Below are 23,895 nucleotides of genomic sequence, written 5' to 3' on the forward strand. Positions count from 1 at the left end.
AGGGGCGGCCGGACCCGTGCGCGACGCGACGGAGTTGCGTGACAGTGCAGCGGCTGGGGCACCGTGCCGGACCGGCTGGCGCGGGGCCCGGCCGAGGCCCCCGCCGGCACCTCGGTCTGCCGCTCGGGTTCCACCACCCACTGGGGCTGCGGCACGGTGCTCGCCAGGAACGAGCCCGTCAACTACCGCCAGGGCGCGATGCACCAGACGACCAGGACCAGCGTCTGCGCCGAGGGCGGCGACTCCGGCGGCTCGTTCAGCAGGACCCGTCGCTCGTCGGCGTCCGGCGGGGACCGGCGGCAGGGGGACCGGCGGCAGGGGTCCGCGCCGTGCCGGCCGCTGCGCCGGTCAATCGGCAGCAGCGCCCCGCGGAGAAGCCGCGGCGCACCCCCGTGCGAAAGATCACCGGGACAGCGCAGCCCTAGGACCACGCACCCGGCCGACCGTCACCCCGACCGCACGGCCGGGGGCCGCCCCGCCGTCGGGTGCGGCGGGGCGGCCCCGGTTGCCCGACACCCGTCAGCAGGGAGTCGTGGCCATGAGTTTCTCGAACGACGCCATGCAGTCAGGGCAGTGCCGTGCCCGCTCGCCTTCGGTCGAGGCGACCCGTTCGCGCAGCTTCTGTCCGCACAACGTGGCCGCTGCCTGTTTCGCCATGACATGCCACACCAATGCTCCGCCCGGCCTTTCCGGGCCCACGCACATCTCGTACATTCCGGCCTCCCGGAGTGGACGCCGCTGTCACTCTCCAGGAGACACCGCGCCGGCCGGTCACCCGTACCGTTCGACGGCCATTCGGGTGACGGCGACCCGGTTCACCTGCGCTTTCGGTACGGGCACCGGGCAGCTGGGAACACTGCGCCGTTCGGCCCCGGTTCGGCCGCCCGGCCCTCACCCCGGGTGCGTGGCTCCGTGGAGTTTCTCGACGGCCCGGACGGTGGTCGCCTCGAAGTCGGCGACCGGTGCGTGCCGGAAGTCGCCCCCCAGCCCGTCCGGGTGTGGATGCCGTGGACGTGGGCGGGCGCCCTCCTGGACGTCGACCCGGCCACGGCGGCCTCCCGTGGATCTCCGGCGGCCTTTCGCACCCGTCACGGTGATCAGTGCACCCGTCAGACTCGTCACCAGCGGCAGGTACCTGAGAGCCGGGTTCCCGGCATGCACCAAGGCCAGCACGCCGCCAGCGAGGATGATCACGGCCCCACCCGCCATGAACCACCGCTCAGGCGGAGCGTCCACGCAGGCTGAGCGGATCGGAGCCGGAGTGGCACCCCCGGGAGGAGGTGTGGGCGGGCCTCACACCCGGTGTCCCTGCGCCCGCAGCCAGCCGTGCACGGTGTCCTTGTCGGCCGGGGTGATCCGCACCGGCGCCTCGACCTGCCGGCCCTCGTCCTCGTTGAAGCCGGTGTCGGTGACCCGGGCGGTGACCCAGATGGCCAGCTCCTCGGCGGCCCGGGGTGACAGCGAGCCGCGTTCCCAGCCGGCCCGGGCCTCGCCGGCCGCGGCCCGGTCGTATCGTTCGGTCTCCGCCAGCCAGGCCGCCACCAGCCGCTCGACGGTGCCGCGCTCCTCGGCGCCGGTCTGCTGTGTGCGGTGCGTGTCCATATCTCCCGGGTGCCCGGATCCGGCCGTCACTCCCCTGTGGTGTCAGGGGCGGTGCGGCAGCGCCCGCATCGCCTCGTCCGGGGTGCCCGGCGGGCCGGTGGGTGCCGGGTGACGGCCGGCGGCCGTGGGCAGCAGGCGGGTGCGGAACTCCGCGGCCGACCGCGGGGTGTCGGCCGTGCCGGGGCCTGTCCGACCGCCCGGCCGTGTCCGTCGTCCGGGACGAAGGCCGGCCCGGGTCGAGGTGGAGGCGGGGCGCCGCGAAGACCGCGGGCAGGACGGCGGGGTCGGTGCAGCCGGGCCGGTCGTCCCGCCCTGCGGGTGCGGTGCGGATGCAGTCCTCGTCGACGGCGGGGCGTCCACGGGCCGGTACGGGTGTGCTGCCGCCTGCCCGGCCGACCGTCCGGCCCGCCGGGCCGCTCACCAGGTCGCCACGACGACGCAGCGCCGCAGCTCCTCCACCGCCTCCTGGGGGCCCTGCACGGCGGGGTCGCCGCCGCGGTTCCACAGCCATCGCAGCACGGTCTGCGGCGGGCCGCTCACGGTCACGTCGGCCGGTCCGTCGCCGGGGCCGTCGGTGACGGTGAACCGGTCCGGGCCGGTCCGCACCCGCCAGGCGGCGCCGTCGGTCCGCACCAGGAAGTCACGGCCGGGCGAGGCTGCGAGGACATCGGTGAACTCCTCGGCCCACTCGGCGACGGAGAACGCGACGAACACCTTCAGCAGCTCGTCGATGCCGTCCACGGCCAGGTCGGCCGGTACGGGCGCGACGGGCTGCCCGGTGGCCAGCTCGGCGTCGATGCGGTGGACGACCGTCTCCTGCGCCATGCGCCGGATCCAGAAGCCGACGCTCTGGTCAGGGGCGTACCAGGCGGCTGCCGGGTCCTCGGGGGCGCGGACGGCGAACTCCTCGCGCAGCCCGGCGTATCCGCGGTCGAGGAGGGCCAGGGGTTCCTCCCGGGCGAACTCCGCGGGCGGCCACGGCTCGGGTTCGATGCCGTCCCGCATGGCGACGGTCTTGTGGACGTACACCTCGCCCACGTGCCGGGCCAGGTCGGCGACGGTCCAGCCGGGGCAGGTCGGCACCGGCGCGGTCGGATCGGTCGCGGCGGTGGAGCGCAGCCGGGCGAAGTCGGCGGCCAGACGGTCGAGCAGACGCGGGAAATCCATGCCGGAGAGTGCAGCACAGTCCCCGCCTGCTCAGCACGTCCTTTTCCCGGTAACCGGAGGACGTCTCCGGGCGGGGGCCTCCCCGGTGTCACCAGGCCGGGACGGGGACGGTGGGACGGCGGACGGCCTCGGCTGCGTCCCTCAGGTGCAGGGCGACGCCGATGAGGGCGCGCAGCGCGGAGGGGCGCAGGCTCTGCGCGCTGTCGGCGGCCAGCACCAGCAGGCAGGCGGCGGCCTCTTCGACGACGGGGAGGGGGAGGGCGATGTCGTCGCCCGAGGCCCCGCGGAACGCGCGCCAGGGGGCGGCGGCGCCGTCGATGGCCCGTTGCACCGCGCGCTCGAGGTGCTGTGCGGCCTGTTCGCACACCGGGGCGGGGAGGGTGATGGTGCGGTGGAACGCAGAACTGTTCATGTTCCCATCGGTCCCCCGGCACGCCGGGACTCCCTCGGCCCGACCCCGCTTTTTCACCGGGTCGGCGGGATGCGGTCGTGGCGCTGACGGACCGGGAGCAGTGGCCGGCGGGACCCGTAGGCTGGGCGCCGTGTGTGCCACGAACTCCCCCTGCGGCGACGGCGAGACGCCCGCTGCCGCGGCGGCCCGGCTGACCGGCCGGGCGGTCGCTGGTGAGCGCCGGCTGTCTGCGGGACTCACCGAGGTGACCCTGGACGACCGCCGGGTGGTGATGGTCAAACGCGGCGACGGCGACGGCGCCGCCCGCGCCGAGGCGGCGGAGCTGCGCCGGCTCGCCGGTGCCGGAGCCGTCCGGCTGCCGTCGGTGTACGGAGACGATCCGCACCGACTGGTCGTCGACCGGGTGGCGCAGGGACCGCCGAGCGGCACGGCGCGGCGTGACGAAGGCCGGTCAGCCGCCCGGGCCCACGCCGCCGCCACCCGGCGACGACTCGCCCGGCTCGCTGCCGGGGCCGTCCGGGCGGCCCTGCATCCCGCACGCCGCCGGTGAAGCCGGTGAGGCCCGCGGTCGTGCGCGGCGCGAGGTGGCGGAGGCCGGTCGGGGGCCGCCCGGGCGGGCGGTACCCTCGGCTGCGCGCCCGAACCGGCGCCAGGTCCGACAGCCGCCCGAAAGGATGCCCCATGTCCGGCCCCCAGTCCGTGGACCGTGCGCTGGCCGTGCTGGACGCGGTGGCGGACGCGCCGGGGCCGCTCAGTGCCAAGGCGCTCGCCCGGCGGGTGGGGTGCTCGCTGTCCACCGTGTACCACCTGCTGGGGCCGCTGACCGCCCGCGGATACGTGGTGCGGGGGCCCCGTGGCTACGGCCCGGGTCCGCGGGTGCCCGCACTGCACCGGGCGGTACGGCGGCATCTGGACGCCGGGGCCGAGGTGGCCGCACTGCTGCCGCAGCTGCGGCGGGCCACCGGCGGCGAGGCGTACTTCACGGCGTACCGGGACGGCCGGATCACCGTCGTCGACACCACCGCTCCGCTCGCCGACACCGCCCATCCCTTCCCACCGGGCCCGGAGACCCGGGCACACGCCACCGCCCACGGCAAGGCGCTGCTGGCGGGGCTGGAACGGGGTGCGCGACGGCGGTATCTCGCCGACCACGGCATGGCCCGGTTCACCGAGCGCACGATCACCGACGAGGAGCGGTTCGAGGCCGAGCTGTCCGTGGTCCGGGACCGGGGTCTCGCGGTCTCCGTCGGCGAGGCCGACCCGGCGTACACCTGCCTGGCCGTGCCGCTGCCGCATCTCCCCGGCCGGGCGCTGTCGGTGTCCCTGCCCCTGGAGGCGTTCCGGCGCCGCCGGGACGAGACCGGCACGCTCCTCACCCTGGCCGCGGCCTCGCTCGCCGCCGCGCGGTAGCCGCCGGTCCGCGGCCGGGTTTTCCGGCAGGGCCGGAATCACGGTGGGCGCGACTGGCCGCGGCCGGGCGCGCAGCGCATCGTGGAGCCATGATCTTCATCGCCGTACGCTTCACCGTCCGTCCCGAGCGCGCCGAGGACTGGCTGTCCCTGGTGCGCCCGTTCACCGAGGCGACCCGGGCCGAACCGGGCAACCTCTTCTTCGACTGGTCCCGCGACGTCGACGACCCCAACCGGTTCACCCTGCTGGAGGCCTTCGCCGACGACGCCGCGGGCGCGGCCCATGTGCAGTCCGAGCATTTCCGGGCGGGGCTGGTCACGATGGCCGGTGCGATCGCGGCGACGCCGGAGATCATCAACGTCAACGTCCCGGACCAGCAGGGGTGGGGGCCGATGGCGGAGCTGTCTCCGCAGCGGTGAGGGCCGGGGGCGCCGCCCTCCGACGTACAGGCCCGGACACCGGTACGTCACGGTGTCCGGGCCTGTGGCACGTGGTCGTCAGCCGCCGTCCAGCCGGGAGCGCAGCAGCCCCTTGCCCAGTTCGGCTCCCTTGCGGCTGTCCGCCTGAGCCTTGCGGAACAGTTCGACGACCTCGTTGTCGCTCTCGCGTTCGGCGTCCTGGATGTAGGTCTCCAGGCGCAGCGCATTGTCCAGGCACGACTCGACGTACCAGATCAGGTCGTAGCTCATGTCTCGCGTGCCGGTCACGCCGCCGGTCTCCGTGGCGCTGGTCATCCGGGCCGCCTCCTTCGCCTCGCGGTGCTCGGTCTCTTCGGAGCGGTCGGGTACCCGCGGGGCGAGGGGGCACACACAGCCCCCGCGTCCGTCGCCCGTCGGGGGCGCGACCGGTCCCCCGTTCCGGTCGTGCCCCCGCGGCCCGACGAAGGTATGCGGACGGCCCGGCGGCTGTGAATCGTGCCGGTGCCCGCTGCCGGGCCGTCCGGACTCACCGGTGCACAGGTGCGTCCGGATGGCCCGGTTACGTCCCGTGCAGGACCGGCTGGTCCAGCTCTCCCAGCGCCAGATGGGCCAGGACCACCTCGTACAGGTCGCCGCCGGTGTCGAGGAGCCGGCGTTCGAGGACGGGTTCCGCGCTGCGCACATGCTCGCGCACCGTCTGGGCGTGGACTCCGAGGGTCTGCGCGGCCCGCTGGGCGTTGCCCCCGGCCGCCAGCCAGGCGCGGAGTGTGCCGCGCAGGTCACGGGCGTCGTCCTCCAGCCGTCCGAGCAGGTCGTGGGCCCAGGTGCGCAGCGGTGGCCCGGCCAGCAGGTCGGCCAGGGGGACGCCGGACGGACGGCCGGGCGCCGCACCGGCCGGTCTCCGGTCCAGGCCCGCCTGGGCGCTCAGGGCGAGGTGGACGGCGGCGCGGGCGCCGAGGTCGGCGAAGTCGGTGCGCAGCAGGTCCTGGACCCGGTCCATCCGGGCGCGGACCGTGTTGCGGCTGACGCCGAGGATCCGGGCCGCGCTGACGGCGGTGAACTCCAGGCCCAGCCGCGTGGTGGCAAGGAGTTCGGCGGCGGTGTGGTGCGGCAGCGTGTCCAGCGGGCCCAGCAGCCGGGCGGTCCAGCCGTGCAGCGCCGCCGGGTCCATCAGCCGCTCGGGGCCGGTGCGCTCGGCGTACCGGGACGCCCGGTCGGGGCGGAACCGGGCGACGGCCAGGGCGCTCACGGCCTGCCCGTAGGCGGTGGCGGTCCGGGCGAGGCCGTGCCGGGCGCTGCCGCCGAGGAACGTGCCGGGCCGCCGGGCGACCAGGGCCCGCAGGGTCTCGCCGGTGGACTCGGCCGGCGCCAGGACGATCACGTGTCCGTCCATGGCGGGGCACCGTACGACCAGGGCCCGTTCGTCCGTCGCGGCCAGGCACTCCTCGGCGAGCCGGTCGCGGTCCTCGGGGCGGGTCTCGACCACGTACACCCCGGCGGTGTCGGTGTCGAGCAGTCCCGGCCACAGTCCGGCGGCGACGCGGCGCGCGGAGACGGTGTCCTCGACCATCAGCAGCTGCAGGATGGCCAGCCGCAGGTCGGCGGCGGCCCGCCGCAGCCGTCGCTCGGCGGCGGTCGATCCGTGCACGGCCAGCAGGAGGGCCAGGACCTGGGCGGTGTGTGTGACGATGTCCCCGGCCGCCCGGTCGAAGGGGCTGGTGCGGGCCACCGCCAGTACCGCGGGTGCGGCCGGCCGGGCCCGGTCCACCCGGACCAGGCGCACGTGGAGCCCGGCTTCCTGGCAGGCTGCGGAGGCGATGCGGCCGTCCGTGACGGCCCGGACGAGTTCCTCGTCCAGCGGGGTGCGGTCACCGGCCAGCAGCCGCCCGGTGCCGTCCTGCAGGGTCACGGTGGCGTCGACCGCGTCGCCGAGCCAGCCGACCACCCGGTGCATGTCTCCGTCGGCCGGCCGCAGCCGGCCGAGCAGTTCGGCCGCCCACGCCGCGTCCTGTCCGGTCTCCGTCGCCGTTCCCCGTCGTGTCCCGTCCGCTCGGCCCGCCACGTCGGCCCGCTCCTCGCGCTCGCTCACCGGCCTCACCGCCGGCCCCGGCCCGGGACGTTACCTCACCCGCCCGGGCGCGGCGCGCCCGCGACGGCGTCCTCCCCGGCCGGCGCCCCGCCGCCGCCCTGCACCCCGCCGCCGCCCGGCCGGGCATAGGCTCGGCCAATGGCGAAGTATTACGACGTGCACCCCGACAACCCGCAGCCGCGCAGCATCGCCCAGGTCGCGGCGGGCGTCCGCGCGGACGCGCTGATCGCGTACCCGACGGACTCCTGCTACGCCCTGGGCTGCCGACTGGGCAGCCGCGGCGGTGTCGACCGCATCCGGACGATCCGTCAGCTGGACGACCGGCACCACTTCACGCTGGTCTGCCAGGACTTCGCGCAGCTCGGCCAGTTCGTGCGGATCGACAACGACGTGTTCCGGGCGATCAAGGCCTCGACACCCGGCCGGTACACCTTCATCCTGCCCGCCACCCGCGAGGTGCCGCGGATGCTGCAGCACCCGAGGAAGAAGACCGTCGGTGTGCGTATCCCCGACCATGTGGTCGCCCAGGCCCTGCTCGCCGAGCTCGGTGAGCCGCTGCTGTCCAGCACGCTGCTGCTGCCCGGCGAGGAGGAACCGATGACGCAGGGCTGGGAGATCAAGGACCGGCTCGACCATGTGCTGGACGCGGTCGTCGACTCGGGGGACTGCGGCACCGAGCCGACGACCGTCGTCGACTTCTCCGGAGGGGAGGCCGAGATCGTGCGCCACGGGGCGGGCGACACCTCGCGCTTCGAGTAGCCGGGGCGCCTCACCAGAGTCCCGGCGCGCTGCCCGTGACCGGTTCCGAGGGGCTGCCGTCGATGCCGACCGGCACGTCCCCGGCGAGCATCACCCGGTGCATGATCCGCGGGTGGTCGAGGTGCGCGGTGTCGCCCGGGGCGAGGTGGACGGTGGCCCGGTTGTCCCAGAAGGCCACGCTGCCCGGCTCCCAGCGGAAGCGCACCGTGTACTCGGGCCGGGTCGCCTGCTCCAGCAGCATGTCGAGGACCGCACGGCTCTCCGGGCGGGACAGGCCTTCGATCTGCTCGAGGTAGTAGCCGTTGACGAACAGCAGCCGCTCCCCCGTCTCCGGATGGACCCGCACCAGCGGGTGCACGGTGGCGATCTGATGCTCCAGCAGATGCCGGAGGTAGGCGTCCTCGCCCGGCCGGGGCTGGTAGCCGACGCCCAGCCGGTGTTCGGCGCGCAGTCCGTCGACGAAGTCCCGTACCGGGCGGGAGAGTCCGGCGTACGCGGCCGCGAGGTTGGCCCAGGTGGTGTCGCCGCCGTACGGCGGGACGGTGTCGGCGCGCAGGATCGTCGCGGCCGGCGGGTCGACGCGGGCGCCGTGGTCGCAGTGCCAGCCGCGCAGCAGGGTGTGGCGGCGGCGCCGCAGCCACTCGTCGTGCTCCATCCCGAACCGTCCGCCGAGCTCCAGCCGGTCGGCGGTGGTCTCGATCTCGGGGACACCGGGCGGGGACGCCGAGCCGCGCCGCCGGAGGACGACCGGTTCGCCGAACCGCCGGGCGAGGGCGACCTGGGTGGTGTGGTCCAGGCGCTGGTCCCGGAAGAACACCACCTTCCAGCGCAGGACGGCCGCGCGGACCGCGGCGACCTGCGCCTCGTCGAGCCCGGCGGCCAGGTCGACGCCGGTGATCTCGGCCCCGATGTGTCCGGCCACGGGCCTGACCTCGGCTCCTGCTGCGCGCTCCGCCTTCCGTGGCCCCCGCCCCGCCGTGGGCCTGTCCGTCGTCATGCGTACTCCGTCGGTCGTCCGTGGTCGGCTCCACCGGAGATCGTGTCAGTGTTCGACGCCTCTGGCGACAGGGCCTTCACCGCCCCCGGCCCGCCCCGCCGCTCGGGTTGATCACTGTGCGCCCGTCCGTGACGCTGGAGGGACGGCACACAGTCGCACTCGGTCGAGGGAAGGTCCGCCCGTGATCAGCATCCCGACGCATGGACTCAACGACGGAACGACGCTGCCCGCCCTGGGGCTGGGCACCTGGCCGCTGGACGACACCGCCGCCGAGCAGGCGGTCCGCACGGCCCTGGAGACCGGCTACCGCCTGATCGACACCGCCGCCAACTACCGCAACGAGACCGGTGTGGGCCGGGGCGTGGCCGGCGGCGGCGTGCCCCGCGAGGAGCTCGTCGTCACCACCAAGCTGCCCGGCCGGCACCACGGCTACGAGGAGACGCTCGCCTCCTTCGAGGGGTCCCGCGCCCGGCTCGGCCTGGACTACGTCGACCTGTACCTGATCCACTGGCCGCTGCCCCGCCTCGACAGGTACGTCGACTCCTGGAAGGCGATGATCCGGCTGCGCGAGGACGGCCTGGTCCGGTCGATCGGAGTGTCGAACTTCACCGCCGAGCACATCGAACGGCTGGAGAAGGAGACCGGAGTCCTGCCGTCGGTCAACCAGATCGAGCTGCACCCCCTGCTGCCGCAGGACGAGCTGCGCGCCTTCCACGAGCGCAAAGGCATCCGCACCGAGAGCTGGAGTCCGCTGGGCCGCGGCAGCGACCTGCTCGACGACGCGGACGTCGCCGCCGTCGCCGCGGCACACGGTGTGACGCCCGCGCAGGCCGTGCTGCGCTGGCACACCCAGCTGGGCGCGGTGCCCATCCCGAAGTCCGCGGACCCGGGGCGGCAGCGCGCCAATCTCGAGGTGTTCGGCTTCGTGCTGGACGACGCCCAGATGCGGGCCCTCGCCGACCGCACACCGCGACGGCTCGGCGGGGATCCGCGAGTGCACGAGGAGTTCTGAGCGGGGTACCCGGACCGCGACGGCACGGGCGGCGGCGGGGCTCGCCGCGGAGAGGAGCCCACGGTGAGTGAGCGGAGCGGGCTGCGGGAGTACCGCGGCAAGCGGGACTTCGGCCGGACCGCGGAGCCCGAGGGGCGCGGGGATCCGGCCGGGCGGGACGGGGCGCCCCGGTTCGTGGTGCAGATCCATGACGCGAGCACCCTGCACTTCGACTTCCGGCTGCAGGTGGACGACGTGCTGCGGTCCTGGTCGGTGCCGAAGGGGCCGTCCGGCGATCCGCGGGACAAGCGGCTGGCGCTGCCCACCGAGGACCATCCGCTGGAGTACGAGCAGTTCGAGGGCGTGATCCCGGCCGGCGAGTACGGCGGCGGCACGGTGATCGTGTGGGACCGCGGCACCTACGAGCCGCTCAGCCACGACCGCAGGAGGCGGCCGGTCGGCTTCGCCGAGTCGCTGGACCGCGGGCACGCCACCTTCCGGCTGCACGGCGCGAAGCTGCACGGGGAGTACGCCCTGACCCGGTTCCGCGGCACGGACGACGGGGCGGGCGAGGAGGCGTGGCTGCTGGTCAGGGCGGGTACTGCCGGGAGCGGGCACGGCACCCCGGATCCGCGCCGGGCGCGCTCGGCCCGGACCGGGCGCACGCTCGCCCAGGTGGCGGCGGCCGGCAGCCGGGAATAGCGGGGCCGCTGGGCCCGGGTCCCTCGGGGCGTGGCGGTCCGGATCATCCCGGGGGCAGCGGCTGCTCGGCCCAGATGATCTTGCCCTCGGAGGTCTGCCGGCTGCCCCAGCGCCGAGTGAGCTGGGCGACCAGCATCAGTCCGCGGCCGCCCTCGTCATAGGCGTTCGCCCGGCGCAGATGCGGTGAGGTGGAGCTGCCGTCGGAGACCTCGCAGATCAGGCTGTGGTCGCGGATGAGGCGGAGCTGGACGGGCGGTTCGCCGTAGCGGATGGCGTTGGTGACCAGTTCGCTGACGACGAGTTCGGTGACGAACGCGGACTCGTCCAGGCCCCAGGCCTGGAGCTGTTCGGCGGCGGACTGCCGGGTGGCGGCGACCTGTGCGGGGTCGTGCGGGACGTCCCAGGTGGCGACCTGTCCGTCGCCCAGGGCGTGGGTGCGGGCCAGCAGCAGGGCCACGTCGTCGCTGGGGTCCTCGGGCATCACGGCCTTGACCACCGAGTCGCACAGGGCCTCGAGGGAGCCCGCCGGGGCGGTGAGCGCACGGCAGAGTTCGTCGATGGCGTGGTCGAGGTCGTGGTCGCGGACGCGGTCCTCGACGAGCCCGTCGGTGTACAGGGCGACGACACAGCCCTCGGGCAGGGTGAGCTCCGTGGCCTCGAACGGCAGTCCGCCGACGCCGAGCGGCGGTCCCGTGGCCATGGTGACCAGCCGGGCGGTGCCGTCGGGCAGGACGAGGACGGGCGGCGGGTGACCCGCGGCGGCCACGGTGAGGCCGCGCGTGACGGGGTCGTAGACGGCGTAGAGGCAGGTGGCGCCGAGCTCGGCGACCTCGTCGCCGAGCTCGTCGGCGGCGAGATGGGTGACCAGGTCGTCGAGATGGGTGAGCAGTTCCTCGGGCGGCAGGTCCACATCGGCGAGGGTGCGTACGGCCGTGCACAGCCTGCCCATCGTCGCCGAGGACGGGATGCCGTGGCCGACGACGTCGCCGACCACGAGGGCGACGCGGCTGCCGGAGAGCGGGATGACGTCGAACCAGTCGCCGCCGATGCCGGCCGCCGATCCGGAGGGCAGGTACCGGTGGGCGACCTCGACGGCGGCCTGGCCGGGCAGGCCACGGGGCAGCAGGCTCTGCTGCAGGGTGAGTGCGGTGGTGCGCTCGCGGGCGAAGCGGCGGGCGTTGTCGACGCAGACGGCGGCCCGGCTGGCCAGTTCCTCCAGCAGTACCACGTCCTCGGCGACATACGGTTCCTGCGGCGCTGCGCGGACGGCGACGACCACGCCCAGGGTGGTGCCGCGGGCCCGCAGCGGCACCGCCAGGGTGGAGCGGACGCGGGCGCGGTAGGCGCGGTTGTGCGGGGTCAGTGCGTCGCGCTCGCGCATCCACCGGTCGAAGTCGGGGTCGCCGGGGCCGAGGAGCACCGCGTGTCCCTCCCGCAGCGCGCGGGCCGGAGCGGAGTACGGCGGATAGATGTCGCTCTCGCCGAGGTGGACGGCGGGGCGCGGGGTGCCCTCGGTGGCGGTGCCGTGGGCCACCCGGCGCAGTTCGACGTCCTCGGAGGGGACGATCAGCGGTTCGTCCGCGCCCAGCACCCAGTCGAGCAGGTCGACACCGGCGAAGTCGGCGAACCGCGGCACCAGCAGTTCGACCAGTTCCTCGGCGGTGTGCACCACGTCCAGGGTGGTGCCGATGGCGGCGGCCGCCTCGTTGAGCACGGCCAGCCGCTGCCGGGCCCAGTGCTGCTCGGTGTTGTCGAACGCGGCGAGGGCAGTGCCGAGGACTGCACCGGAGGGGGCGCGCACCGGCCACATCTCGATGCTCCAGGCGTGGTAGCGGCTCCCGGAGGGGGCGCGGGTGAAGCTCTCGTAGTGGACGGGCCGGCCGGTCTCGGCGACCTGGCGCAGGTGGTCCAGGAAGCCGCCGTGGGGTGCGGCGTCGTCGACGGTGTCGGGGAAGTGCCGCCCGAGCAGTGCCTCCTCGGGTACGCCCATCACCTCGCAGCCCACGTCGTTGACGCGTGTGTAGCGCTGCTCGGTGTCGAAGACCGACATCGACATCGAGGCCTGGGCGAAGGCCTGGCCCGCCATGGTGGGCTCCGGTCCGCCGGGTGCCCGGGCGGTCACCGCATAGCCGTCCGGTGCGCCGTCTGCGGTGAGCAGCGGGCAGGCCGTCAGGTGCACGGGGACGGCGGAGCCGTCCCGGTGCCGGAGCACCGCGGTACCGGTCAGCGCGGACCGGACGGCGGACGACAGGTCCTCGGCGAGCAGCTCGCGGCCCGGCCGGCCCACCGCTTCCTCGGCCGGGAATCCGGTCAGCCTCCGGGCGCCCTCGCTCCACCCCGTCACCGTGCCGTGGGCATCCAGGATCGCCGCAGCGGAGGCGTGCTCCATGTCGTCCAGGATTATCCGTTTACGTTCCGGTATCAAATGCTGCGGAACGGGGCGACCGTCCCACGGCCCGCGGCAGCGGTCTCACCGCCGGCGGGCGTGCAGCGCGGCGATGGCGCGGTCGGCGTGGGCGGCCATCCGCAGCTCACTGCGGACGATCTCCAGGACGGTGCGGTCCGGGTCCACGACGAAGGTGACCCGCTTGGTGGGCGCCAGGGCGATTCCCCGTCTCACCCCGAACCGCTCCCGGACCGTGCCGTCCGCGTCGGACAGCAGGGGCATGCCGAGACGGTGCCGCCCGGCGAACTCGCTCTGCCGTTCGACGGGGTCGCCGCTGATGCCGACGGGCCGGGCGCCGACCGCGGCGAACTCGGCGGCCAGGTCGCGGAAGTGGCAGGCCTCGGCGGTGCATCCGGGCGTGAGGGCGGCGGGGTAGAAGAACAGCACGACGGGTCCGTCGGCGAGCAGTCCGGACAGTCGGCGCACGGTACCGGTCTCGTCGGGCAGCGCGAAGTCGTCCACGGTGTCGCCGACGGCCGGGCCCCCGCTCACCGGCGGTCCTCGGCGGCAGGGGCGGGACCCACGCCGGACGGCGGACCGGCAGGCGGCAGGGACGGGCGGGCGGAGCGGGTCACGGTTCCTCCTCCGGGGGCGGGGCCAGCGATGTTACTGGACGGTAGCCACGTGGGGCCAGGGTCAGGCGCGGGCCGTCTCCCGCTCGGCCGCCTGGGCGGAGAAGTCGTCCACCATGCGGTGGAACAGGGTCGCCAGCTGTTGCAGCTCCTCGGGCGACCAGTCCGCCAGGGCGGCCTGCATGCTCCGCGCGCTCGCGGCCCGGACCCGCTCGACGGCCGACCGGCCCGCCTCGGTGAGCCCGATGCGCCGGGCACGGCGGTCGTCGGGGTCCGGAACCCGGGTCACGTACCCCGACCGCTGCAGGTGCTGGACCATGCGGGTGACATGGGAGGCCTCCACACCCAGCCGGGCCGCCAGCTCCCCCGGGCGCACCGCGTCGCAGTCGGCCACCTGCCGCAGCAGCGCCACGGCGGCCCGGTCCAGCGACACCTCCGCCAGGGCCATCAGGCGGTCGTGCTGCCGGTGCCGGGCGCGCAGATAGGTGATGCGGGCGAGCGCGCGCTCGATCTCCGTCACTTCCGGGGAAGCGGCGGGAGCGGCACCCTCCCGACGCGATGAGGTGGACATGCCGTCACTTTACTGTCCCTTTGCGCGACTCCGGCAGGCGGCCCCCGTCGGCCCCGCAAGCGGCGGTTCCGCTCAGGGCCCGGACCGGCGCGCCGTTCAGGCGAACCTTGCGTGCGGGGTGCGTGAGGGCAGCCGGACGCGTCGACAACTGACCCGTGGAGCTGCCGCTGATCCCGCCCATGCTGGCCACACCCGGCCGGCTGCCGCCCGCCGCGCAGGACGCGCGCTGGGCGTACGAGACCAAGCAGGACGGCCAGCGCGTGGTGGTCTACCTGCCCGGTGACGGCAGCCTGCGGCTGCGCGCCCGGTCCGGGCAGGACATCACGGCCGCCTATCCGGAACTCGGCCCGCTGGCCACCGCGCTCGGCTCCACCGCGGCGGTGCTGGACGGGGAGATCCTGGCCCTCGACGAGCGTGGCCGCGCCGACTTCCAGCTGCTGCAGTCCCGGATGGGCCTGGCCCACGCCCCGGCCCGGGCCGCGCACCGGGCCGCGAGGGTCCCGGTCCACCTGGTGCTGTTCGACGCCCTGCACCTGGCCGGGCAGTCCCTGGTGCCGCTCTCCTACACCCGGCGTCGCGGCCGGCTGGAGGGGCTCGGCCTCGACGGACCGCACTGGTCGACGCCGGCGGCGCTGGTCGGCCACGGTCCGCAGGCGCTGCGGGCCACCCGCGAGCACGGCCTGGAGGGCCTGGTGTGCAAGCGGCTGGACTCGGTGTACGAGCCGGGGGTGCGCTCCCGCTCCTGGATCAAGATCCGCAATATGCGCACGGAGGATGTCGTGGTCGGCGGCTGGCTGCCCGGCAGGGGACGCCTGGCCGGGCTGCCGGGGGCGGTGCTCATGGGGCAGCGCGCTGCGGGACGCCTGAGATATGTCGGCGGGGTGGGCACCGGCTGGAGCGCCGCCGAGCGCACCGAGCTGGCCGCGCTGCTGCGGGGCGCCGCCAGCGACGTCTGCCCGTTCGATCCGGTGCCCACCGCGCCCGGGGCGCACTGGGTGGTGCCCCGGCTGGTCGGCGAGGTCCGCTTCAGCACCCGCACCCGGGAGGGGATGCTGCGCCAGCCCTCCTGGCTGCGGCTGCGCCCGGATCTGGCCCCCGAGGAGTCGGCCGCGGACATCCCGGACGACCTGGTGTGACCGGCGCGCGGCCGTCCGCCGCGCCGTGGCGTGGCGTGGCATGACGTGACGTGACGTGACGTGACGTCAAGTATCGGGTCGTCCTTCACCACCGGGACGCCCGTGCCCCCTTGGCCCGGAGGGGATCGGCGGGGAAGCTGAACTCCCCTGCCTCTCACAGCCGTTGGGCTGCTTCCGGACCCCCAGGAGGACGCAGTGCCGTCACGCCCGTCCCGAACCCGCCGCCGCAGATGGCTCGCCGTGCCGCCGGCCGCCCTCGCGCTCGTCGTCGCCTTCGCCACCCCGGCCTTCGCCGCCCCTCCCCCGGCCCTGCCCGGCAACGCCGACGCCCGGGAGCGGGCGTACCAGCCAGCTTTCGACTACGACACCGACGGCTGCTACCCCACACCGGCCATCGGCCCGGACGGCGCCGTCAACGGCGGCCTGAAGCCGACCGGCGCCCTCAACGGCAACTGCCGGGACGCCTCCGATCTGGCCAACACCAACAGCTACTCCCGCACCAAGTGCAGCAACGGCTGGTGCGCGTACCTGTACGGCCTGTACTTCGAGAAGGACCAGGCGCTGCCCGGCATCGGCCTCGGCGGCCACCGGCACGACTGGGAGCACGTCGTGGTGTGGGTGCAGGACGGCACCGTCCGGTACGTGTCGACCTCCGAGCACGGCTCGTTCGCGGTGCACCCGCGGTCGTCGGTCCGGTTCGAGGGCACCCACCCGAAGGTCGTCTACCACAAGGACGGCATCGGCACCCACTGCTTCCGCCTGGCGGGCGCGGGCGACGAGCCGCCGGAGAACCACGAGGGCCACTGGCAGTACCCGACGCTGGTCGGCTGGAACGGCTACCCGGGCGGGCTGCGCGAGAAGCTGAGCGGGCACGACTTCGGCAGCGCCCACTTCGGCCTGAAGGACGGCAGCTTCACCTCCCACCTGGCGTCCGCGAAGCCCGCCGGCATCCCGTTCGACCCCTACGCCTGACCCGGGAACGGCACTTCGGCGGGCCTGCGCGGCACCAGGGTGTGCGCATGTCCGCCGCCCCGGAAACGATCCGCATCGTCTCCCACGACTCGCCGATGCCCTCGCGCAGGCGGAGCGGGGCCGCGCCGGGCTGACCGCCCTTCACCCCGCCCTGCGTACCGAGGTGGTGCCGGTGCGGACGGCCGGGGACCGGTGGCTGGGCAAGCTGTCCCGGGTGGAGGGCAAGGGCGCAGTTCACCAAGGAGGTGGACGCCGCGCTCCCAGCCGGCCGGGCCGATCTCGCGGTGCACTGTCTCAAGGACGTGCCCGCCGACCGGCCGCTGCCCGCCGGCACCGTGTTCGCGGCGTTCCTGGAGCGGGACGACATCTGCGACGCGCTCGTCGCCCGGCCGGCCGCGCCCTGGACGAGCTGCCGCCGGGCACCCGGGTCGGCACCTCCCGGTACGCCGCATCGCCCGACTGGCCGCCACCCACCCGCACCTCGAGCGCCTGCCGTTCCGCGGCGACGCGGGCCGGCGGCCGGCGAGGCGGACGTCCTGCTGCTCACGGCCTGCGGGCCGGCACGCCTCGGCCGCACCGACGTGATCAGCGGGATCCTCTCCCCCGAGGTGATGACGCCGCCGGCCGGCGCGGGCGTCCTGGCCCTGCAGTGCCGCGCGGACGACACCCGGACCATCGACGACGACACCCGGACCATCGACACGGTCAGCGCCCTCGGCCATCCGGACACCCACCGGGAGGCCGCCGCCGAGCGGATGTTCCTGCATGTGCTGCAGGGCCACTGCACCAGCCCGATCGCCGGCTACCGACGGGTGGACCCGAGCGGCGAACTCTCGCTGCGCGGCTGTGTGTTCACCCCGACGGCAAGACCCGGCCGAACGCCCGCCAGTGGGCCGGCCGGCTCCACCCGGAGACGCCGGGCACCTCGGTGGCCGTCGCGCTGCCGCGGCAGGGCGCCCGCGAGATCATCGACTCCGTCCCGCACCGAGCCGCAGTTCGCACCGCGCAGCCGTCCCGCACTGCGCGCGAGGCTGCGCTCAGACGGTGCCCTCGCCCGCCTGGTCCCGCAGGAAGACGCTCACCTGGTGCGCCAGGCCGTTCTCCCGGCATCCGCCCTGGGCGCCGCCCGCCGCCGGCTCGTCCAGCCCGGTACCGCCCGCCCACAGCCGCCGCTCGGTCCACTCGTCGTCGACCCGCAGCTGCACCTGCACGTCCACCTGGTCCAGCTGGGCCTGGGGACCGGCCGCGTAGAGCACGGCGGTGGCACGGCGCAGCGGATAGATCTCGAACCCCTCGATGAACTGGGAGTTGCGCCAGTCGAGGAAGGCCCCCTCGCCGTCCGGACCGATCCGTACGTCGATCTGGCCGTCCTCCAGATGGACACAGACGCGCCGGTCCCCGCGGTTCTCCACGGTCACCCGGAGGCTGAAGTACGTGAGCTGTTCGGCGGCGTCGTCCCGTCCGCGGGGCGGCTCGGCGGGCTCGACCCGGTGGACGCGGACCCGCAGACCGGCGTGTTCGTCGTACTCCTGCCAGTCCCCGACCACGTTCGGCTCGTACACTCTGCACCTCTCGACCTCTGAGAGCTGCTTCCTATCTGTGTGCTCAGTGCACTGTCAAATGAGCAGAATGGGCGATGGCCAGGGCGTTCACCCCCGTCGACCGGTGATCAAGCGATGCGCAGCGGGAATCCGCCGGGGTCCTGCGGCACCCCTTTCCGGGGCGTGCCGCACATCACGTTCCGCACCGTGACCGCCCGGTTCCACAGCGCCGGGATCATTCCTCTGAGGGTTCTTTGCGGGGTTCGTCCAGGTATATTGAGGACTGCTGTGACATCGTCCTGCCCGGAAGGGCAGGAACGTGCTTCGGACCGGAGGCACGTCCGTGGGAGCCGGCGAACCCGGGCCCCGGTGCCCTCCGCGTGCTCCGCGTCCCCCGCCTCCTATGGCGTCTGGCCGTCCAGCACCCCTGCTGAGGGAGGTGCGCCTCATGCGTATCGCCGGCAGAACCAGGCAGCACCCGCACGACGACGCCCCGGACACGGCCGAGGCCTTCGAACGGCTGGCGCGGCTGCCCGAGGGCCCGGAGCGCACTGCGCTGCGGGACGAACTGATCCGGCTGTGGCTGCCCATGGCCGAGCGCATAGCGGTCCGCTTCCGGGGGCGCGGTGAGAACCTGGAGGACCTGTACCAGGTGGCCGCCCTCGGCCTGGTCAAGGCCGTCGACCACTACGACCCGGCCCGCGGGCACGCCTTCGAGGCCTACGCGGTGCCGACGGTGACCGGTGAGATCAAGCGGCACTTCCGCGACCACATGTGGACGCTGCACGTGCCGCGCCGGATCCAGGACCTGCGCAACCGGGTGCGGCGGGCCACGAAGGAGCTGGCCCAGACCACGCCGGGCCGTGCCCCCACGGTCGAGGAGATCGCCGAGCACGCCCATCTGACCCCGCTCGAGGTGCGCACCGGCATGGAGGCACTGGAGTGCTTCTCCGCCCTGTCGCTGGAGGCGGAGATGCCTGGCACCGACGGCTACGCGCTCGGAGACGCGCTGGGCGGGCCGGACCCGGCGTTCGACACCGTCGTGGACCGCGTGGCCGTACGGCCCTGTCTGGAGGCGCTGCCCGAGCGCGAGCGCATGATCCTCTACCTGCGGTTCTTCCGAGGCATGACGCAGAGCACCATCGCCCGGCAGCTGGGCATCTCCCAGATGCACGTCTCCCGGCTGCTCAGCGGTTGCTTCGCCCAGCTGCGCGAGGAGATCCTCACCGAGTCCCGCTGACCGCCGCACCCGCCGGGTCCGCCGGGTCCGCACCCGCCTGGTTCAGGAGCGGTCCGGCGGGACACCGGGGATCTGGGTGGGGCCGTGGCGGTCCAGGGCGTCCTCCAGTTCGGTCCGGATCTCCGCCGGCATCAGTCCGGTGCGGCCCCAGACGACGATCAGCTCCGCGACACTGCGCAGCTTGACGTTGGTGTGCTGGGACACGTCCTTCAACACCGCCCACGCCTGGTCCGGTGCGACCCGGCCGAGGGCGACGATCATGCCGATGGCCTGGTCCACGACGGCGTGCGAGACCACCGCCTCCTTCAGCTGCCGCACCTGCTCCTGCAGCTCCACGAGCTCGTCCGAGCCCCCGTCCCTGGGCATGGTCACCTCCGGGTGCGGCGTGGCGCCGCTGCCTGTGCCGCGCGGGTGTCGCCCCGTCGCATCCATCGTCGTCACTTCCCGCGCCGCCTGCCACCGGGTACGCCGGCCGGGCCGTGCACGGGGCCCGGCACTGGGCCGTCCGGGCCGTTCCGCCGCCGTTTCGCTGGTGCCGTCGGGGTACTCGGCAGGCGCCCGCGGCCCTTCCGGCCGGACACTGGTGGGGAACCGGTGGCTGCCGGTGGACGAGACCAGGACGCGACAGTGATGAACGACGACATGACCTCACCCGCCGGCTCCAGGACGAAGAACGTCCTCTCCACTCGGTCCGTGTTCGGCGCCCCCTGCTGGGTGAGCCTGACCAGCCGCGACCTGACGGCCACCGAGGAGTTCTACTCGGCCGTGCTGGGCTGGCGCTGGCGGCCGGCCCGGCTCGGCGACCGGTTCCGCATCGCACTGGCCGACGGCGCGCCGGTCGCCGGGATCGCCGCGGTCGCCGCGATGTGGCAGATGGCGGTGGCATGGACGCCGTACTTCGCCGTGATCAGCGCGGACCAGGCGGCGGCCCGGGTGTCCGAGCGCGGCGGCACGGCGGCGGTCGGGCCGATCTCCCTGCCGCCCGGGCGCGCGGCACTGCTGGCCGACCGGGACGGCGCCACCTTCGGCGTCTGGGAGGGCGAGCTGTTCACCGACTGGGAGACCTGGCGGCGGGCCCAGCCGGCCTTCATCCGGCTGCACACCCGCGACGCGTTCGACTCCGCGATCTTCTACGGGGAGGTGCTCGACTGGGCCTCGGATCTGCCGGGCTGCTGCGAGGTCCACTACGAGGGCAACGAGGTGGTGCTGCGCAGCCGGGGCGACGTGGTGGCGCGGATCGAGTCGGGCGCGCTGGAGTCGGCGCCCGACCCGACCATCCGGCCGCACTGGCAGGTGCACTTCTACACCGACGACGTCGAGGCCTGCGCCCGGGCTGCGGAGCTGAACGGCGGCAGCGTGCTCTCCGAGAACGCCGACGAGGCGGTGCTCCGCGACCGGGACGGCGCGCAGTTCACGGTGACCTCACGCCGGACCCCCTGACCTCACCGGGCGGGCCGGCCGCTGCGGCACGGCCGGGACAGCAGGACCAGGCTGCGCGGCTCGACGGTGCGGGGCGTGCCCGCCTTGTGCTCCGTCTCGTCGGGTGCGTCGTCCGGTTCGGCGGTGTCGATCAGGGTGGTCCAGCGCTCGCCGTAGGCGACGTCCGGCAGCCGGAAGCGGGCGGGTTCCCAGTGGCTGTTGAGCAGCAGCAGGAAGGAGTCGTCCACGACCGGACGGCCGCACGGGTCGGGCTCGGCGATGGCGTCGCCGTTGAGAAAGACACCGACGGCGCGCGCGTCGGAGCGCTGCCAGTCCTCGTCGGTCATCTCCCGTGCGTCCGGCCGCAGCCACACCAGGTCGGGCAGCGGCTGGTCGGCGTTGGTCGCGGTCTCGCCACGGAAGTAGCGGCGCCGGCGCAGCACCGGGTGGGCGGCGCGCAGGGCGATCAGCCGCCGGGTGAAGTCCAGCAGGGCGCGCTGTTCCCCGTCGGTCCGCCAGTCGATCCAGGAGATCTCGTTGTCCTGGCAGTAGGCGTTGTTGTTGCCGCGCTGGGTGCGGCCCAGTTCGTCGCCGTGCAGGAGCATCGGGATGCCCTGCGACAGCATCAGCGTGGCCAGGAAGTTGCGGTGCTGCCGGGCGCGCAGCCGCAGGACGGCCCGGTCCTTCGTGCTGCCCTCGGCGCCGCAGTTCCAGGACCGGTTGTGGCTCTCGCCGTCCCGGTTGTCCTCGCCGTTGGCCTCGTTGTGCTTGTCGTTGTACGACACCAGGTCGCGCAGGGTGAACCCGTCGTGCGCGGTGACGAAGTTGACGCTGGCGCGGGGGCGGCGCCGGCTGTGCTGGTAGAGGTCGGAGGAACCGGTCAGCCGGGAGGCGAACTCGCCGAGGGTGTGCTCCTCACCGCGCCAGAAGTCCCGTACGGCGTCGCGGTATCTGCCGTTCCACTCCGACCACAGGGGCGGGAAGTTGCCGACCTGGTAGCCGCCCTCGCCGACGTCCCACGGCTCGGCGATCAGCTTGACGCGGCTGATCACCGGGTCCTGCTGGATCAGGTCGAAGAACGCCGAGAGCCGGTCGACCTCGTGGAACTGCCGGGCCAGCGTGGCGGCGAGGTCGAAGCGGAACCCGTCGACATGCATCTCGGTCACCCAGTAGCGCAGCGAGTCCATGATCAGCTGGAGTACGTACGGATGCCGCATCAGCAGGCTGTTGCCCGTTCCGGTGGTGTCGTAGTAGTGCTGCCAGTCGCCGTCCACCAGGCGGTAGTACGAGGCGTTGTCGATGCCGCGGAAGGAGAGGGTGGGCCCCTTCTCGTTGCCCTCGGCGGTGTGGTTGTAGACGACGTCCAGGATGACCTCGAGGCCGGCCTCGTGCAGCGTCCTGACCATCGCCTTGAACTCGGTGACCTGCTGGCCGAGGGTGCCGTGGGCGGCGTAGCCGTTGTGCGGCGCGAAGTAGCCGATGGTGTTGTAGCCCCAGTAGTTGGACAGGCCCCGGTCCTGCAGCACGCCGTCGTGCACGAACTGGTGCACCGGCATCAGCTCCACGGCGGTCACCCCGAGCGAGGTCAGGTGCTCCACCACCGCCGGGTGGGCCAGCCCCGCGTAGGTGCCGCGCAGTTCGGGGGGCACGTCGGGGTGGGTGCGGGTCAGTCCGCGCACATGGGCCTCGTAGATGACGGTGTCCGCGTACGGCCGGCGGGGCGGACGGTCGTCGCCCCAGTCGAAGAACGGGTCGGTGACCACGCCGAGCATGGTGTGCCCGGCGCTGTCGCCCGGGTCGGCGCGGCCCGGCGTCCGTTCGAACAGGGAGCGGTGGTTGTCCACCCGGCCGTCCACGGCGCGGGTGTACGGGTCGAGCAGCAGCTTCGCGGGGTTGCACCGGTGGCCGACGGCGGGGGCCCAGGGCCCGTGCACCCGGTAGCCGTAGCGCTGCCCGGGGCCGACGCCGGGCAGGTGGCAGTGCCAGACGAAGCCGTCGACCTCGGTCAGCGGCACGCTGCCGTGGGTGCCGTCGTCGTCGACGAGGACCAGGTCGACGCGTTCGGCGACCTCGCTGAACAGGGCGAAGTTGGTGCCCTGGCCGTCGAATGAGGCACCGAGCGGATAGGGGTGCCCGCTCCACACGGGCATCCCCCGCCGGCTCGGCCGGGCCTCGGTCACCGGGCCTCCTCCAGCACGCTGTCGGCGGCGCGGGCCAGTCTGGCGACCGGCATCGTCTCCCGCGGCACCTCCAGACCCTCCTGCGTGATGGGTTCGGGTGCCGTCGGCACCAGCGGGATGCGCTCGCCGGCGCGGGCGCGCTGGGAGAACCAGATGACCCGGGCGCCGGTGTCGGTGGCGCAGCAGCCCCAGCCGTCGCTGGTCGCGGCCAGGTGCCGCAGACAGCCGCTCAGGTCGTGGTGGGGGCCCAGCACATGGTCCTTGCCGCCCACGGCGGTGATGAGGTGCTGGCCGCTCCACCACATCTCGATGGAGGTGTTCTTGTCGCTGGCGTGCTCGTCGATCGCCCGCAGCAGCATCTCGGCGCCGCCGCAGACGGGTTCCACGAGGTTCTGCAGGTCCCAGAACTTCAGGTGGGCGGCCAGGATGCGCCTGACCTGACCCACCCTCTCCGGGCTGACTTCCACGTCGAGGTGGTAGTAGCAGGGCACTGCGGTCTTCATCGTCGTCGGCTCCTCACCGCGAAGCCCGTGCTCCGCCGCGGCCCTGGCGGACCGGTCCCCGAACACGGAGCGTGGGCGGCCATCGCTTCTGAGTCACTCCAGGGTGGGAGCGGTAGTCCATTCGTGCAACACGAGCCCCATCCGGGCCGCTGCACCCGGACTGCCGGGGGTCGGACACGACCGAGGAAAGTAGTTGAAGATCCAACAGGACGCTGTGTATCCGCGCATGCACCATGTGTGAAGAACTCGATCGCCCGCATCGGGTCCCGGAAGGGGACGTCGCCATGCTGCTACCCGCGAAAGCCGAAGTCGCCCGGCAGCTGCGGCACTACCGCTCCTGGGAACGCCTGATGCTGGCCTCGCCCGCCGACCGGGCGGTGCGGGCCACGTTCGAGGACTCGGGCTACACCCTGTGCGTGCTGATGGGAAAGCGCTGCGCGCGGGAGGCCGCGGATGCCGCGGAGCGGTATCTGCGCACCGGTCCGGTCGCCCAGGTGCAGGAACCCGGCGAGCGGTCCCGGGCCGCCCGGACCGGCAGACGGAGCCCGCCGGCCACGCACCGGCTTTCCCGAGCCGCGAGGAAGAGCCCCTCCGGCGCAGCTTGACCCCCTGGCCGGGCCCCGGAGCCCGGCCTCGAGCACGGCGGAGGTGGGAACCGATGAGCAGGACCGGGGAGATCGGGCGCATCCCGGTGCGGGACGTCCACCCGGCGGTGGACGGCGGCAGGCGGCCGGCGAAGGCGGTGACGGGAGAGACCTTCCAGGTCA

25 protein-coding genes and 2 pseudogenes are annotated in these 23,895 nt (G+C 74.1%); 14 read left to right on the forward strand and 13 right to left on the reverse strand.

What is annotated here, in order from left to right; translation table 11 throughout:
* Positions 1-51: 51 nt before the first annotated feature.
* A pseudogene (locus V5O46_RS28080) lies at positions 52-333 on the forward strand (trypsin-like serine protease); the annotation flags it as partial.
* Between the two features lie 960 nt (positions 334-1,293).
* On the opposite strand, the gene V5O46_RS28085 reads toward V5O46_RS28080, so the two are convergent.
* The 3 genes from V5O46_RS28085 to V5O46_RS28095 form a co-directional block, all read right to left on the reverse strand.
* Positions 1,294-1,602, reverse strand: a complete 309-nt coding sequence (locus V5O46_RS28085; protein ID WP_332887512.1) for a hypothetical protein — start codon at positions 1,600-1,602, stop codon at positions 1,294-1,296.
* Positions 1,603-2,019: 417 nt separating this feature from the next.
* Entirely contained in the window at positions 2,020-2,769 is a 750-nt protein-coding gene (locus V5O46_RS28090) for a maleylpyruvate isomerase family mycothiol-dependent enzyme (RefSeq protein WP_332887513.1), read from the reverse strand.
* Between the two features lie 88 nt (positions 2,770-2,857).
* Positions 2,858-3,181 (reverse strand): hypothetical protein, encoded by a 324-nt coding sequence (locus V5O46_RS28095; RefSeq protein ID WP_332887514.1) that lies wholly within the window; start codon positions 3,179-3,181, stop codon positions 2,858-2,860.
* Between the two features lie 130 nt (positions 3,182-3,311).
* Here V5O46_RS28095 and V5O46_RS28100 point away from each other — a divergent pair, with 130 nt between their 5' ends.
* The 3 genes from V5O46_RS28100 to V5O46_RS28110 all read left to right on the forward strand — a co-directional run bounded on the left by V5O46_RS28100 (position 3,312) and on the right by V5O46_RS28110 (position 5,010).
* Positions 3,312-3,731 (forward strand): hypothetical protein, encoded by a 420-nt coding sequence (locus tag V5O46_RS28100; RefSeq protein WP_332887515.1) that lies wholly within the window; start codon positions 3,312-3,314, stop codon positions 3,729-3,731.
* 131 nt (positions 3,732-3,862) lie between these two features.
* On the forward strand, positions 3,863-4,591 hold the full coding sequence (locus V5O46_RS28105) for an IclR family transcriptional regulator (RefSeq protein ID WP_332887516.1): 729 nt from the start codon (positions 3,863-3,865) through the stop codon (positions 4,589-4,591).
* 89 nt (positions 4,592-4,680) lie between these two features.
* On the forward strand, positions 4,681-5,010 hold the full coding sequence (locus V5O46_RS28110) for a putative quinol monooxygenase (protein WP_332887517.1): 330 nt from the start codon (positions 4,681-4,683) through the stop codon (positions 5,008-5,010).
* Between the two features lie 78 nt (positions 5,011-5,088).
* Here V5O46_RS28110 and V5O46_RS28115 read toward each other — a convergent pair whose 3' ends face one another.
* Positions 5,089-5,325, reverse strand: a complete 237-nt coding sequence (locus tag V5O46_RS28115; protein ID WP_332887518.1) for a hypothetical protein — start codon at positions 5,323-5,325, stop codon at positions 5,089-5,091.
* Positions 5,326-5,569: 244 nt separating this feature from the next.
* A complete protein-coding gene (locus tag V5O46_RS28120; RefSeq protein WP_332887538.1) occupies positions 5,570-7,072 on the reverse strand; it encodes a helix-turn-helix domain-containing protein in 1,503 nt (500 codons plus the stop codon).
* A gap of 165 nt (positions 7,073-7,237) precedes the next feature.
* Here V5O46_RS28120 and V5O46_RS28125 point away from each other — a divergent pair, with 165 nt between their 5' ends.
* A complete protein-coding gene (locus V5O46_RS28125; protein ID WP_332887519.1) occupies positions 7,238-7,858 on the forward strand; it encodes an L-threonylcarbamoyladenylate synthase in 621 nt (206 codons plus the stop codon).
* Between the two features lie 10 nt (positions 7,859-7,868).
* Here V5O46_RS28125 and V5O46_RS28130 read toward each other — a convergent pair whose 3' ends face one another.
* Positions 7,869-8,855, reverse strand: coding sequence for a TauD/TfdA dioxygenase family protein (locus V5O46_RS28130; RefSeq protein ID WP_332887520.1), 987 nt, complete (start codon positions 8,853-8,855; stop codon positions 7,869-7,871).
* A gap of 181 nt (positions 8,856-9,036) precedes the next feature.
* Between V5O46_RS28130 and V5O46_RS28135 the strand changes: the two genes are divergently transcribed.
* Together V5O46_RS28135 and V5O46_RS28140 are read left to right on the forward strand one after the other, a co-directional pair.
* Positions 9,037-9,867: an aldo/keto reductase gene (locus tag V5O46_RS28135; RefSeq protein WP_332887521.1), complete on the forward strand. Its 831-nt coding sequence runs from the start codon at positions 9,037-9,039 to the stop codon at positions 9,865-9,867.
* A 63-nt stretch (positions 9,868-9,930) separates the two neighbouring features.
* Positions 9,931-10,548, forward strand: coding sequence for a DNA polymerase ligase N-terminal domain-containing protein (locus V5O46_RS28140; protein ID WP_332887522.1), 618 nt, complete (start codon positions 9,931-9,933; stop codon positions 10,546-10,548).
* Between the two features lie 43 nt (positions 10,549-10,591).
* On the opposite strand, the gene V5O46_RS28145 is transcribed toward V5O46_RS28140, so the two are convergent.
* The 3 genes from V5O46_RS28145 to V5O46_RS28155 all read right to left on the reverse strand — a co-directional run bounded on the left by V5O46_RS28145 (position 10,592) and on the right by V5O46_RS28155 (position 14,137).
* A complete protein-coding gene (locus V5O46_RS28145) occupies positions 10,592-12,937 on the reverse strand; it encodes a SpoIIE family protein phosphatase (protein ID WP_332887523.1) in 2,346 nt (781 codons plus the stop codon).
* Between the two features lie 81 nt (positions 12,938-13,018).
* A complete protein-coding gene (locus tag V5O46_RS28150) occupies positions 13,019-13,486 on the reverse strand; it encodes a peroxiredoxin (protein WP_332887524.1) in 468 nt (155 codons plus the stop codon).
* A gap of 144 nt (positions 13,487-13,630) precedes the next feature.
* Positions 13,631-14,137 (reverse strand): MarR family winged helix-turn-helix transcriptional regulator, encoded by a 507-nt coding sequence (locus V5O46_RS28155; protein ID WP_332887525.1) that lies wholly within the window; start codon positions 14,135-14,137, stop codon positions 13,631-13,633.
* A gap of 155 nt (positions 14,138-14,292) precedes the next feature.
* Between V5O46_RS28155 and V5O46_RS28160 the strand changes: the two genes are divergently transcribed.
* The 3 genes and pseudogenes from V5O46_RS28160 to V5O46_RS32030 form a co-directional block, all read left to right on the forward strand.
* On the forward strand, positions 14,293-15,273 hold the full coding sequence (locus V5O46_RS28160; RefSeq protein ID WP_332887526.1) for an ATP-dependent DNA ligase: 981 nt from the start codon (positions 14,293-14,295) through the stop codon (positions 15,271-15,273).
* Positions 15,274-15,468: 195 nt separating this feature from the next.
* Positions 15,469-16,245: an NPP1 family protein gene (locus V5O46_RS28165; protein ID WP_332887527.1), complete on the forward strand. Its 777-nt coding sequence runs from the start codon at positions 15,469-15,471 to the stop codon at positions 16,243-16,245.
* A 284-nt stretch (positions 16,246-16,529) separates the two neighbouring features.
* A pseudogene (locus V5O46_RS32030) lies at positions 16,530-17,048 on the forward strand (hydroxymethylbilane synthase); the annotation flags it as partial.
* A gap of 234 nt (positions 17,049-17,282) precedes the next feature.
* On the opposite strand, the gene V5O46_RS28175 reads toward V5O46_RS32030, so the two are convergent.
* Positions 17,283-17,807: a hypothetical protein gene (locus tag V5O46_RS28175; RefSeq protein ID WP_332887528.1), complete on the reverse strand. Its 525-nt coding sequence runs from the start codon at positions 17,805-17,807 to the stop codon at positions 17,283-17,285.
* 427 nt (positions 17,808-18,234) lie between these two features.
* On the opposite strand from V5O46_RS28175, the gene V5O46_RS28180 reads away from it, so the two are divergent.
* Positions 18,235-19,026, forward strand: a complete 792-nt coding sequence (locus V5O46_RS28180) for an RNA polymerase sigma factor SigF (RefSeq protein ID WP_332887529.1) — start codon at positions 18,235-18,237, stop codon at positions 19,024-19,026.
* A gap of 42 nt (positions 19,027-19,068) precedes the next feature.
* Here the strand turns inward: V5O46_RS28180 and V5O46_RS28185 are convergent, their stop codons facing one another.
* Complete coding sequence (locus tag V5O46_RS28185) at positions 19,069-19,392, reverse strand: ANTAR domain-containing protein (RefSeq protein WP_332887530.1); 324 nt, start codon at positions 19,390-19,392, stop codon at positions 19,069-19,071.
* Positions 19,393-19,656: 264 nt separating this feature from the next.
* Here V5O46_RS28185 and V5O46_RS28190 point away from each other — a divergent pair, with 264 nt between their 5' ends.
* Positions 19,657-20,466 (forward strand): VOC family protein, encoded by an 810-nt coding sequence (locus V5O46_RS28190; protein WP_332887531.1) that lies wholly within the window; start codon positions 19,657-19,659, stop codon positions 20,464-20,466.
* A gap of 2 nt (positions 20,467-20,468) precedes the next feature.
* Here V5O46_RS28190 and glgX read toward each other — a convergent pair whose 3' ends face one another.
* Together glgX and V5O46_RS28200 are read right to left on the reverse strand one after the other, a co-directional pair.
* Complete coding sequence (gene glgX / locus V5O46_RS28195) at positions 20,469-22,595, reverse strand: glycogen debranching protein GlgX (RefSeq protein WP_332887539.1); 2,127 nt, start codon at positions 22,593-22,595, stop codon at positions 20,469-20,471.
* 26 nt (positions 22,596-22,621) lie between these two features.
* Positions 22,622-23,128, reverse strand: coding sequence for a pep a2 (locus tag V5O46_RS28200; protein ID WP_332887532.1), 507 nt, complete (start codon positions 23,126-23,128; stop codon positions 22,622-22,624).
* A 284-nt stretch (positions 23,129-23,412) separates the two neighbouring features.
* Between V5O46_RS28200 and V5O46_RS28205 the strand changes: the two genes are divergently transcribed.
* Together V5O46_RS28205 and V5O46_RS28210 are read left to right on the forward strand one after the other, a co-directional pair.
* Complete coding sequence (locus tag V5O46_RS28205) at positions 23,413-23,733, forward strand: DUF5133 domain-containing protein (protein WP_332887533.1); 321 nt, start codon at positions 23,413-23,415, stop codon at positions 23,731-23,733.
* A 53-nt stretch (positions 23,734-23,786) separates the two neighbouring features.
* A partial coding sequence (locus tag V5O46_RS28210) for a maltotransferase domain-containing protein (RefSeq protein WP_332887540.1) occupies positions 23,787-23,895 on the forward strand: 109 nt, incomplete at its 3' end.

The sequence above is a fragment of the Streptomyces poriticola genome (assembly GCF_036689765.1).
Taxonomy (GTDB): domain Bacteria; phylum Actinomycetota; class Actinomycetes; order Streptomycetales; family Streptomycetaceae; genus Streptomyces; species Streptomyces poriticola.